Source organism: Thalassotalea montiporae (assembly GCF_053485855.1).
Genome location: NZ_JBQRUO010000004.1, coordinates 48,752 through 60,912, shown reverse-complemented (window position 1 = coordinate 60,912; position 12,161 = coordinate 48,752). Strand labels below are relative to the sequence as shown.

Below are 12,161 nucleotides of genomic sequence, written 5' to 3'. Positions count from 1 at the left end.
GCGAATAAATTTAGGAGTAGTCTAGCCGCCAAGTAAAAGATGTCAACGCAGACCAGAATAACAAGTTAACATATGAGTAATATATACACAGACGATTTAGCGTTTGACCGCGCACATATTTGGCACCCGTATACGTCAATGACTAACCCTTTACCTAGCTTTAAGGTAAAAAGTGCCAATGGCGTGCATTTAACATTAGAAGGCGGCCGACAAGTTATTGATGGTATGTCGTCTTGGTGGGCAGTTATTCACGGTTATAACCACCCTCGCCTAAATCAAGCGGTATCAAGCCAGCTAGCGCAAATGGCACATGTTATGTTCGGCGGTTTAACTCATGAACCGGCTATTGAACTTTGTAAAAAGCTAGTAACGTTAACACCTGAGGGGCTTGAGAAAGTATTTCTTGCCGATAGCGGCTCAGTTGCGGTTGAAGTTGCGCTTAAAATGGCAATTCAGTATTGGCATAGCTTAGGTCAACCAGAAAAAAACAAATTATTAACGGTAAAAAATGGCTATCACGGTGATACCTTTGCTGCGATGTCGGTATGCGACCCAGTTAACGGTATGCACCAGCTATTTGCCAATTCCATTAACCAACATTTTTTTGCCGACGCGCCACAAACGCGCTTTGATCAGGACTGGCAACCAAACGATATCGCGCCACTAAAAGCCCTGTTTGAGCAACACCATCAAGAAATCGCCGCCTTTATTATTGAGCCTATTGTACAAGGTGCTGGTGGCATGCGGATTTATCACCCGCAGTATTTAGCTGAATGTCGAACATTATGTGATGAGTACAATGTTTTGATGATCGTTGATGAAATCGCCACAGGCTTTGGGCGTACTGGTAAATTGTTTGCCAGCGAATGGGTAGATATCACGCCCGATATTATGTGCTTAGGTAAAGCATTAACGGGCGGCTATATGACACTTGCCGCAACGCTGACCACCAAACACATTGCAGAAACCATCAGTAACGGCGAAGCAGGTTGCTTTATGCATGGCCCAACGTTTATGGGCAATCCACTTGCCTGCGCCGTTGCCAATGAAAGCTTAGCAATGCTGATGGAAAACCAGTGGCAAGCGCAAGTAAGCCGTATTGAAAAAACGCTCACGAGTCTGATTTCGCCTTTAGCTGAACATCAACGTGTTGCTGATGTGCGAGTTTTAGGAGCAATTGGTGTTATTGAAGCCAAGCAAGCGGTAAATATGGAAAACATTCAAGCACTATTTGTTGAGCAAGGTGTGTGGATTCGCCCGTTTGGTAAACTCATTTACTTAATGCCACCTTTTGTAAGTAGTGATGAACACCTACAGAAGCTTGTTTCAGCAATTGCATTGGCGCTAGATAATAAACACTGCTTTCAATAGTTTTATATTGTGTTCAATTACTAAGGATTAGTGTTCAATTGCTTAGGATGAGTGATCTTTGCTAGGAAACATCATACATTTCTAATGAAAGTTTAATATTGGATTTAAGACTGCCAATAAGCATTAATTGCAATATAAAATACCCAAGCCGCGCATATCACAAAAAGTAGTACGAAGTTATAAAACTTATTATCGGTAGCGCGGCGAGTGCGAAAATGACTCAATATGATACTACCGAGGCTTAATAATGCGGTCACCCACAATAGCACATACAAATAATCAGTGAGTGGTGTTACCCAATAGTCTCTTACCTCAATGCCTTTATAACGGGTAATACCGTAAGAACGTTCCGGTGCTGCATAAAATGAAACAACTAAGGCGATAGAAAATAAAAACCAGCCAATTAATGACAACCACTGTAATATGTTAACCCAAGTGTCTTTGTTTTCTCGGCGGTCTACTTCCGGCCATTGCTTGTTTGAATCCATCTTAACTACATCCAAAATAACAACATTTTTAGTGTAAACATTCAGTTCACGAATTAATTAGCTAAATTAAGTAATTATTACTTGTTAAACGCAATAGTCACGTTAACATAATACGCCCTAAAATTATGTATTATTTATAACGAAAAACGAGGTCATTCAATGTCAGTTATTTCAATTACTGATGTCTTAGCAGGCAAATTCCCTGTTAATGAAGAGATCACTGTGCACGGCTGGATCCGCACTCGCCGCGACTCAAAAGCAGGTATCTCATTTTTAGCTATTCACGATGGTTCATGTTTCGACGCCATCCAAGCTGTTGTTCCGAATGATCTGAATAATTACGAAGAAGAAGTTTTAAAACTAACGACTGGTTGTTCAGTAAAAGTTACGGGTACTTTGGTAGAGTCTCAAGGCCAAGGTCAAGCGTTCGAAATTCAAGCAACTGGTGTTGAAGTACTAGGTTATGTTGAAGACCCTGACACTTACCCGATGGCTGCTAAGCGTCACAGCATCGAATTTTTGCGTGAGCAAGCGCACTTACGTGCTCGCACAAACTTAGGCGGTGCGGTAACACGCGTGCGCAACACGCTTGCACAAGCAATTCACCGCTTTTTCCATGAGAAAGGCTACTTTTGGATTGCAACGCCATTAATCACAGCAAGTGACTGTGAAGGTGCAGGTGAAATGTTCCGTGTGAGCACGTTAGACATGGAAAACCTACCACGCAATGACAAAGGCGAAGTAGATTACAGCGAAGACTTCTTCGGTAAAGAAGCGTTTTTAACTGTATCAGGTCAACTAAACGTTGAAACCTACTGTAGCGCCCTTTCAAAAGTATACACTTTTGGTCCAACTTTCCGTGCTGAGAACTCAAATACCTCTCGCCACTTAGCAGAGTTCTGGATGGTAGAACCTGAAATCGCATTTGCTGATTTATCAGATGCTGCAGATCTGGCTGAAGACATGCTGAAGTATGTACTAAAAGCATTACTTGAAGAGCGCGCTGATGATATGGCGTTTTTCCAACAACGCGTTGATAAAACCGTTATCGATCGTTTAAATGCACTAATCAGTACCGACTTTGTACGCATGGATTACACTGACGCTATCGAGATCTTAGAAAACTGTGGTAAGAAATTCGAAAACCCAGTGTCTTGGGGAATCGACTTAAACTCTGAGCACGAGCGTTACCTAGCCGAAGAACATGTTGGTGCGCCAATTATTCTGCAAAACTACCCGAAAGACATTAAAGCCTTCTACATGCGCCTTAATGAAGACGGTAAAACAGTTGCCGCGATGGATATTCTTGCGCCAGGTATTGGTGAGATTATCGGTGGTGCACAACGTGAAGAACGTTTAGATGTATTAGATGCACGTTTAGCAGAAATGGACTTAGATCCAGCTGATTACAGCTGGTACCGTGATTTACGCCGCTACGGTACTGTACCACACGCAGGTTTCGGTTTAGGCTTCGAACGTTTAATCGCTTATGCAACAGGTATTGCAAACGTACGTGACGTAATTCCGTTCCCTCGTACACCAAACAACGCTGCATTCTAAGCAAAATTGTAGCGAGTTAATTAAATTAGAAAGCCCATCTAGTTGATGGGCTTTTTGTTATTTGCCTTTTTATTTTTTGCTTGGCGGTGTTTTTATTTTGGCTCTTTTTTGGGCCATTGGCCAACCAACACAATATGCCGAGCTAATGAACTTATTTAAAGCACTTTTTTAAAGCGCTTAGTCATTGATTCTCGATTCAATTGATTAACAATTCAAGTTCATCTCCATAGCTTAAACCCTCAATAAAAGGCGCAATAAGTTCAACCACGTTACTCGGTTGAAAATGCCCTACTTTAGTTTCTGCTTTGGGTTGATAGATAAACGCTGAATAGCACTTTCCTTGATAAGCAATTTGGCAAGAATAAAAATCAAAATCCTCTGCTGGCCAGTCTGTTGTCCATTTAACGTTTTTAAATTGATAGTCGGCTTTACCTAACTGATCGCTCAGCTCTGCATGCCTCTTTTGACAGGGCTCTTGACTAGTTTCTTGACCGAGCGCTTGAACTAGATCTTGACCAGTTTGCTCAATTTCCAAGTTAATTGTGCCATTGAACATTCGGGATAAATCTAGCCCTAACTTTTTAAAGAAAGGTTTTTGTAACACTATTGTACCTTCAGAAAATGGCGAGTCAGTGGCTTTGCCAGAAGCAACTTGATGGCCCTTAATAACTCGCCCTTTCATTCTCATCGTTATTGTCTAGCTATAAAGTTTAGTTAAAGGTTTATGTATAAGCTTAAGACTTTGCATTAATCAACAATATATTCGTTAATGGCATGCTTGTCTGCTGGCGTTTTTACGCCAATTAATTCTGCGATAAAGTTAAACACGTGAATGTTTTCAAATGCTTCTACCTTTCCTGGCTTGACGTTAGGGCCTGACGCAAAAAATACAGCTTCCATTTGTGCTGTATCGGCAATGTCATAACCATGAGTTGCTGCTGTTTGATATTTTTTTTCGATAAAAATGATACCAGGCGCCGCGTTAACAATTAAATTCGGTAGTACGTCGGCTTGAGCTTGTGTTGTCGGTGCGAAACGCCAATGCTTTGGATAACTTTCAGGTAAATAAGCGTGATAACGCCCTTGGCCTTTTTCATTTATCCGTTTTGCAGACTCCGCTAATATCTTTTTATTGTTCGAGTAAACATAAAGTTGTGTTTGACCATTCACCACTAGGGAGTTTTTCGACAATATTCTTGGCAGTACTTTAGACTGTAAAAGTTTATTCTTGATTGGCGCCATACCGTGATCAGACACAATCACCAAATTGATTTGAATATCATTTTCGTCTAGCACATCAAGAAATTCACCTATTAGCTGATCTACTTCAGCCACTGCTGCTTTAGCTTCGCTCGAATCTATCCCATGTTCGTGATTGGCTGAGTCAACAACCGAAAAGTAACTGGTAATAAATTGCGGTCGTTTGTCTTTAGGTAGTTTTAACCAATCAACTACTTGCATCAACCGTTGACGATTAGAATGGCTGCCATCATAAATTTCGTAAAAAGTGGGACGTGTATTAAATAGATTAGCGTCAGATGTTGGCCAAAAATAAGTGGCCGCAGTTACACCTTGTTCCTCTGCTAACACCCACAAAGGTTTGGCGAGCAACCAGCTTGGATCTTCTTTAGTTTTGCCCATGCTGTAGAGGTTGTTTCGTTTTCGACTGTAAAAACGGTTGTGAATAATACCATGCTCAAGAGGATACTTGCCTGTGACGATAGAGATATGATTTGGAAAGGTTTTTGTTGGATAAACTGGAAGTAACGCGTTACTAGAAAACCCCTTATCTCTTAATGATGATAAGTGTTTTGGGGCAAGTAATTCGAATTGCTCTTGGCTAAAGCCATCAATAGAAAGGAGTACTGTCGGCGCTTTTTCTGCAAAAGCAGGTGTCACTGTGATAACGCTTAAAACAAGCATTATTGTCGTTAAAAATTTCACTATGGTTCCACTTATTATTATGTTGATTTCTCTTTTGTTAACAAGAAAGAGCAAAAGTGCGCTGGTGAATGAATTATTCAAATTGAGTTAACAAACGATCAAAAGGCAAAATTTGGGCAATAAAAAAGGAGCATAATGCTCCTTTTCTGTGGCAGTGCGATTACACGAATAGATCTTTAATATTCGCTAAATCGGTTTTGCCATTAGCAATCTCTTCTGGCGTTAAACCCGAAAGTTCATGTGGGAAGACTAACCACTCTTCCGACTCATGAACATAGTAATCAGGCACAATTTCTACCTTGGAATTTTTAGGCTTATACCAAGGACATGCAACGCGAACATCGGTTGGCATGTTGTTGCGCATTAATACTTTTAATTGTTTGATAAGCGCGTCAATACTGCGGCCAGAATCAAATACATCATCAACAATTAATAGGCCATCACCCGCGTTAGCATTTTCAATAATGTAGTGTAAACCGTGTACCTTAATTTCTTTACTTTGCTGGTTGATGCCGTAGTAAGAAGAAGTACGCACTGCAATATGGTCGGTCTCTACTTTTTTGAAATCAAAAAATTCTTGAACTGCGATACCAATCGGCGCACCACCACGCCAAATGCCAACGATAAACTCTGGTCGGAAGCCATCTTCGTAGACTTTGGCTGCTAATTTAAATGAATCTTCAAGTAACTCTTGCGCTGAAATGTATTTCTTTTCCATTGAGGAAATTACCTATTTATTAAAGCTAAGGTGATAACCAACGATTGTAACAAAGCTTGACTAGTTGGTTAACTACTTTACGCCAATATGTTGATCTAAATAGCGTAGATGTAAATAAATACTATTGCTAGCACGCCAAAAAAATTCTTTATTAATGTTGTCGTAAGTGTCAGACGTTTGGTGATAATGCTGATGTGTACCTACCCCAAAATAGATGAATGGGATGCCTGCTCGATAAAACACGCCGTGGTCACTCGCCAGCTTCCATCGACGTTTATTCCACATGCCTGCCGCCCTTTCACGCTTAAAACCCTTTTGTACCGGCACCCAACTAGAATACTGAAAACGTAAGAATTCTTCTTCCTTATGGTCAGATAATAACTGATCAAGATTATGACTAATGTAACTTAGCTTACTCGTATTCTTAACCCCAGCTATCATGTCCAAATTAACGTTTAGCAAGGTACCTCTTACAATGCCTGGGAATTGGTCTACAAAAGCTTTGGCACCTCGAAGGTTGTCTTCCTCACCATCACTAAAGAGTAAAATAATATCGTGCTTCGTTTTGCCTTTTAGTACCTTTGCCAATTCAAGCAGTGCCGCAACGCCTGACGCATTATCGTCTGCGCCGTTATAGACTTTATCACCACTCTCACCAATGTGATCATAGTGCGCCGAAAGCACAATATAGCGCGGTGACAGTATTTCGTCAGCGTTATTGCCCTTAATGTACGCAATAACATTCGTACCGTTTTTTTGCCTACCAAGGTGGTAACTAAAAGACTGAAAATACCCTCCCACTTGCGGTAAAGGCCCAATTCCATAATTGATAAGTTCATTTTTAATATATTGCGCGCTTGCTCGTGCGCCTTGAGTATCTGTTTCTCGGCCTTTGAGTTGATCACTCGCCAAATATTTAACATGGGCAAGTAATGAGGATTGATTGATAACTGTGCCTGAAAGAGGCGGCGCCTGATAAAGTGTTGTTTTGTTAGTACATGCACTAACGCATACAATTAGCAATAAAATACTTAATTGCTTCATATTAGCTCAGGACACTACTGGTTTAAGATATTGAGCTTCGCCAAGTATTGCTGTTCAACATCTGGATATTTGTTAATCCGAATCGCCCTTTTCATTGCTATTTTCGCAGAGTTTGTTTTGCCTAAGGCACTAAACACTTTAGCTAATCCATAGTGAAATTCATGAATGCTATCATCAAGTTTTATCGCCCGTTGGTAATGACGAGCTGCACTTTCATAATTGCCTTCATAAAAATCTTCATCTGCTAACAAGGCATGGTAATACGGGTTTTTAATACGCTGTTTGAGTATCATGCTGTCGATGCGCCGTGCTTCATCGTAGCGACCTTGAATTGCTAACAATATGGAAAGGTTCGTTAAGGTGTTTAAGCTTCTTGCATCTAAGCTAATCGCATGACGATAAGTTGTTTCTGCTAGCTCGTTTTGATCCGTGAATCGGTAAAGTACAGCCAAATTTCCCCAGCCTGCAGCAAAATCAGGAGCGGTTTTTACTGCTTGAGCAAAATAACGGTAGGCAGTGTCGTAATCGCTTTCAACAAGTGCTTGTGCGCCCTTATTATTATAAAACATCGCTGCAACCGTATTAATACTGACTTTTTTCTTAGGAAAGCGTTTCTTTTTAACGAAAGGATCAAAATCAATTTCGATATCAGCACCACCCCACACAACACTAACATTAGGATCTCGAGATTTAACACCAGGAATTAGTAAGTTAACGTGGCCTGTTAGCAAATTATATTGGCCATTTCTTACCCAGTACTCTGGTACTTGAACATCTTGGAACACAACATCAAGCCCCGACGCTTTTGCCATGGCATACGCCATAATGGTTAACGACATGCAATTGGCCGTCTGGCTTTGATACGTTTCACTCGCGGTTAAATTTGCATTACTTTGATAAGCAAGACCAACATTGTTATCACTAAAAATATGGCGAATAAGCTTCATTGCTTTATTGTGCTTGGTGCGCTCAGACATAAAACTGCTGCGCACAACCGACTTCATTTCATCGCTTAAAGCAAAAATTTCTTCTTTTGATTCAACTTCTATTTGCTGCGCTTTGGGGAAGGCTTTGTCAACTAGGAGTAGGTCTGGATTATAGGCGGCGACACCCGCAGAGTGTTGAGGCACAGTTGAATTGCAACCGCTAAGCGAAAAAAACATGGGGAACAGCAATAAAACCAGTCTATGCATAAGGCACCTCAAACATCACACCTTATTTAAGCATAATGTAAAACTGATAGATTGCTTAATTGAATGCTATACGGTTAATAACTCGTTACATAAAAACTTGTTGAAGAGCAATTAGCTATGTGAAGATGTGTTTGTCCTGTAACTTGTCGATGTGTTGAAAACTGAGGTTTAGTTCAGGCTCCAACCACTAGAGCCCAATAACGAAAAAAGGCTGCACAATGTGCAGCCTTTTCGAATATGGCGGTGAGATAGGGATTTGAACCCTAGAGGGGCTACAAACCCCTGCCGGTTTTCAAGACCGGTGCTTTCGACCACTCAGCCATCTCACCAAACTTGTTCCCTTTGCTTGGGAACGAGGCGCATATTAAAGACAGATTCACAGCTTGTAAAGCCCTAATTTGAAGATTTTTAACGATAAAGAAGATAATTGTACTGTTTGATTAATTAACCTACGCAACTCGTTCAAAAAGTATAAGACAACTCAATTTGCGAGGCACTCTACACCCGATTAATTCGATGTATTAACCTCATGTATCCTTATGTAAGCTTGCAAGTTTGGCGTTATTAATTCACGAATAGTTCAAGATAACTACGTAGCATTCTTCTGAACTGCCTTCAGTTTGATTATAAAATCTGAATTACTAAGCAATTTCATCGCTTTTTTTAGCTGCTTGCCAAGATGTGGTTTGAGGTATCGACTAGCCTCATTGATTGGCAGATCTTTTAGCAGTAGAAATATAGCAAGCGCATAAATATGCTCATTTTCACTGAGGTATCCACTGCGACTTGATTTCCAGCCTTGAGAGTCTGTGTCGGCATATTGGCTAAAGTTAAATGCTGAGTTCGCCATAAATATCCCAAACCCCATAAAAGTCGCAGCAATATCTGTTGCAAACTCCCAGTTATCCCAACCGCCCGGAGGCTCATCTTTAGCCGTTGCTGTTAAATAATGCGCAAGCTCATGTGCAAGCGTGGCAACCAATTGCATAGGTTGCCCTACTAAAACCGGATTGTAGGTAATAATCACTTTATCTGACGCAGTAGCTTGGAAAGTTCCATTAGGGCTAACTGGTGCATTTTGTATGGCAATACCTGCAGAAACGAAAGGGTTGGCATCTTCTTGTTGTGCTTCAAGTATGCATTTCCACGTCGCCATATTGGCGTGTTGCTTAACTGAATTGAACGTTGCTATAGCGGCGGATTCTGGGTTATCTGCTTCAGCAGGAAAATATGCTTTTGTCGGTAAGATTAAACTTGTTGCTTGGTAAAAATCTTCTCCACCAAAATTACGCAACAACCAGCGATATGTCTCAATTTGAAATGTTTGATCTTCTGACGCAAGAAAGGGTTTATTTTTAAATAGGTTAAACATCAATCCATTGAAGCTTGAAAGCAATGAGTTTGATATTACAAAAACAATAAACAGAGGTCTATTGATAACCCCCTGTTTGAATAATTAAAACGAAAAAAGGCTGCACAATGTGCAGCCTTTCGAATATGGCGGTGAGATAGGGATTTGAACCCTAGAGGGGCTACAAACCCCTGCCGGTTTTCAAGACCGGTGCTTTCGACCACTCAGCCATCTCACCAAACTTGTTCCCTTTGCTTGGGAACGGTGCGCATAGTAAAGCGTGCCCACGCGCTTGTAAAGCGTTAATTGCAATAAAATTGCAATATCGTTCCGTTCGCTCACAAACTAATCAATAGCCATATATTTTTCTACAATTTTACGAGTTGCAGGTACATTTATTAGCTTATTAATTTCTTGCTCTAGTACAACATCATCAATTCTTTGCGACTGACGAAGCATAATTAATTGGCTTAGTTTATTGGCATCATAATTAGCCGCCGCTACAGGGTGTTTGTCTTTAACCGACATGAGCTGAGTAACGTTAGTGGCTTTTATCTGCACGGCAAGTGGCAACAAAACACTTTCAGGCAACTGCCATGTTTTTGCAATAATATAAGTCAGCTTAAGTGAATACTTGTCGATAATTTGCTTGAGTACTAAGGCATTTGGTCTGCAGTCAGGATCAACCCAACTAAAGGCCTCTACCATCAATTGGAAAAGCACCATTTCACCAAGGTTTCTGATTAAGCCGACAAAATAAGCACTAGCAGCTGCCTCTGGCGCTTGGCGCTTAATTATTTCCTGCGTGAAATCAGCGGTGTTTTGACTGTGTTGCCAAATTCGCTCACCGAATTGTTTGAAATAGGCACTGGTAACGGGTTTGTAGCCATTGATATAGCCATTAATCGCCCCTTCCAGTAGGCCAGCAGTACCTACGGTAACAAACGCTGTTTTTAGATCAGTTATATCTTTGGTGCCACGTTTATATTTTGTTGTATTAGCCAACTTAATAATATCCGCAGCGATACTGGGCTCTGCAGCTATAATTTTTAAAAGATAATCGGTATCAAAATCACCGGAAGACAGCTGATTAGCAAGATCGGTAATCGTTGCTGGCATCACAGGCAGCTCGTTAATAATTGCCTTTGCCTGTGTGGTAATGATTGTCTCAATTTGCTGTTTAACAAATTGACTGATTTCATCAACGTGACTGCCTGTCACTTCTGAATTAAATAAGTAATTGGTGAACGCTTGACCAAGTTCACAACGCATAGAAGGTATAGAAGACGCTGATACGTTTTGTTGAGCTTCATTGAGTGAAGTAGCATCTACCTCCGTAGTTGCCTTGCTTTGGGCGAACGCTTCATAATTAGGTTTTTTCTGTGATTTAGCTAGTGTAGGAAAAGCTGATTTAATTAATTTACGAAACACAAAGATAAAGCCTGTGAATGATTGAAAACACTAACAATTCCATTGTCTACGAATAAGGTTTACAAATAGTGAATCCTTCAAGAAACTAATTGCTGCTTAATGAAATGATTTGCGAAACAGCGCGGAGAATAGTAACACAATCTGTAGGGACTATTTGTAAACAAAAAGTAAAAGATAAAAAAAAACCTCGCATTTGCGAGGTTTTAGAATATGGCGGTGAGATAGGGATTTGAACCCTAGAGGGGCTACAAACCCCTGCCGGTTTTCAAGACCGGTGCTTTCGACCACTCAGCCATCTCACCAAATTGTTCCCTTTGCTTGGGAACGAGGCGCATATTAAAGTGTTGATATTCGCTTGTAAAGCGTTAATGTTAAAATTAATTTTGTTTGCTTTCATTTTGAGCAAAGCTATTATTTTTAAAGCAAAAAGGCTAAGAATTAATGAATAAATGTCGCTGCCCTTGGCTAGATGAATCTAAACCAGATTATGTAAAGTACCATGATGAAGAATGGGGAGTACCTGTTAAAGAAGACCAAAAGCTGTTTGAGTTTCTCGTTTTAGAATCGGCACAGGCAGGCTTAAGTTGGTATACCATATTGAAACGCCGCGAACACTATCGAACAGCCTTCGCAAATTACGATGTTAACGCGGTTAGCCAATTTACTGAGGATGACGTAGAAAAGTTAATGCTAAATGACGGCATTATTCGCAATCGCAAGAAAATAGAAGCTGCAATAAACAACGCCACCCGCTTTATTGAGATACAACAAGAATTTGGCAGCTTTGCCAACTATCAATGGTCGTTTGTTGGCAATAAAACCATAGTCAATGCCCCAAAACAATTAAGCGACTACCCCGTGACAACAGAAATTTCAGATAAGCTAGCGAAAGACATGAAAAAGCGCGGTTTTAAATTTCTCGGTTCAACAACTATTTACGCGCACATGCAAGCCTGTGGCATGGTTAACGATCATTCGGTAGACTGTTATCGAAGAAAACAAATAATTGATCTCTTTCAGCAAGAAATAGCGTAGTATTTTTAAAATCTGCGTGCCATAAT

The 12,161-nt window shown here is 40.5% G+C and carries 11 protein-coding genes and 3 tRNA genes; 3 read left to right on the top strand and 11 right to left on the bottom strand.

What is annotated here, in order from left to right; genetic code table 11:
• Positions 1-72 precede the first annotated feature (72 nt).
• Positions 73-1,371 carry an adenosylmethionine--8-amino-7-oxononanoate transaminase gene (bioA, locus tag ACSLUR_RS13100; protein WP_448555222.1) on the top strand — a complete coding sequence of 433 codons (1,299 nt, stop codon included), beginning with the start codon at positions 73-75 and terminating at the stop codon, positions 1,369-1,371.
• Positions 1,372-1,475: 104 nt separating this feature from the next.
• On the opposite strand, the gene ACSLUR_RS13095 is transcribed toward bioA, so the two are convergent.
• Positions 1,476-1,859: a hypothetical protein gene (locus ACSLUR_RS13095; protein WP_448555220.1), complete on the bottom strand. Its 384-nt coding sequence runs from the start codon at positions 1,857-1,859 to the stop codon at positions 1,476-1,478.
• 159 nt (positions 1,860-2,018) lie between these two features.
• On the opposite strand from ACSLUR_RS13095, the gene asnS reads away from it, so the two are divergent.
• Positions 2,019-3,419, top strand: a complete 1,401-nt coding sequence (asnS, locus tag ACSLUR_RS13090) for an asparagine--tRNA ligase (protein ID WP_448555218.1) — start codon at positions 2,019-2,021, stop codon at positions 3,417-3,419.
• Positions 3,420-3,615: 196 nt separating this feature from the next.
• Here asnS and ACSLUR_RS13085 read toward each other — a convergent pair whose 3' ends face one another.
• The 10 genes from ACSLUR_RS13085 to ACSLUR_RS13040 form a co-directional block, all read right to left on the bottom strand.
• Positions 3,616-4,101 carry a hypothetical protein gene (locus ACSLUR_RS13085; protein ID WP_448555216.1) on the bottom strand — a complete coding sequence of 162 codons (486 nt, stop codon included), beginning with the start codon at positions 4,099-4,101 and terminating at the stop codon, positions 3,616-3,618.
• A gap of 65 nt (positions 4,102-4,166) precedes the next feature.
• Positions 4,167-5,363, bottom strand: coding sequence for an alkaline phosphatase family protein (locus tag ACSLUR_RS13080; protein WP_448555214.1), 1,197 nt, complete (start codon positions 5,361-5,363; stop codon positions 4,167-4,169).
• A 160-nt stretch (positions 5,364-5,523) separates the two neighbouring features.
• The gene (locus ACSLUR_RS13075; RefSeq protein ID WP_116000286.1) at positions 5,524-6,081 is read right to left on the bottom strand and encodes a phosphoribosyltransferase; all 558 of its coding nucleotides are present in this window, start codon (positions 6,079-6,081) and stop codon (positions 5,524-5,526) included.
• Positions 6,082-6,153: 72 nt separating this feature from the next.
• On the bottom strand, positions 6,154-7,125 hold the full coding sequence (locus tag ACSLUR_RS13070) for a M20/M25/M40 family metallo-hydrolase (RefSeq protein ID WP_448555211.1): 972 nt from the start codon (positions 7,123-7,125) through the stop codon (positions 6,154-6,156).
• Between the two features lie 14 nt (positions 7,126-7,139).
• Entirely contained in the window at positions 7,140-8,318 is a 1,179-nt protein-coding gene (locus tag ACSLUR_RS13065; RefSeq protein WP_448555209.1) for a tetratricopeptide repeat protein, read from the bottom strand.
• A 238-nt stretch (positions 8,319-8,556) separates the two neighbouring features.
• Positions 8,557-8,647, bottom strand: a tRNA-Ser gene (locus ACSLUR_RS13060).
• Between the two features lie 260 nt (positions 8,648-8,907).
• On the bottom strand, positions 8,908-9,690 hold the full coding sequence (locus ACSLUR_RS13055) for a hypothetical protein (protein WP_448555207.1): 783 nt from the start codon (positions 9,688-9,690) through the stop codon (positions 8,908-8,910).
• A gap of 126 nt (positions 9,691-9,816) precedes the next feature.
• Positions 9,817-9,907, bottom strand: a tRNA-Ser gene (locus ACSLUR_RS13050).
• Between the two features lie 107 nt (positions 9,908-10,014).
• Entirely contained in the window at positions 10,015-11,100 is a 1,086-nt protein-coding gene (locus ACSLUR_RS13045; RefSeq protein ID WP_448555205.1) for an HDOD domain-containing protein, read from the bottom strand.
• A gap of 211 nt (positions 11,101-11,311) precedes the next feature.
• Positions 11,312-11,402: transfer RNA gene (locus tag ACSLUR_RS13040), tRNA-Ser, on the bottom strand.
• A 139-nt stretch (positions 11,403-11,541) separates the two neighbouring features.
• Between ACSLUR_RS13040 and ACSLUR_RS13035 the strand changes: the two genes are divergently transcribed.
• On the top strand, positions 11,542-12,135 hold the full coding sequence (locus ACSLUR_RS13035) for a DNA-3-methyladenine glycosylase I (protein WP_448555203.1): 594 nt from the start codon (positions 11,542-11,544) through the stop codon (positions 12,133-12,135).
• Positions 12,136-12,161: the final 26 nt, after the last annotated feature.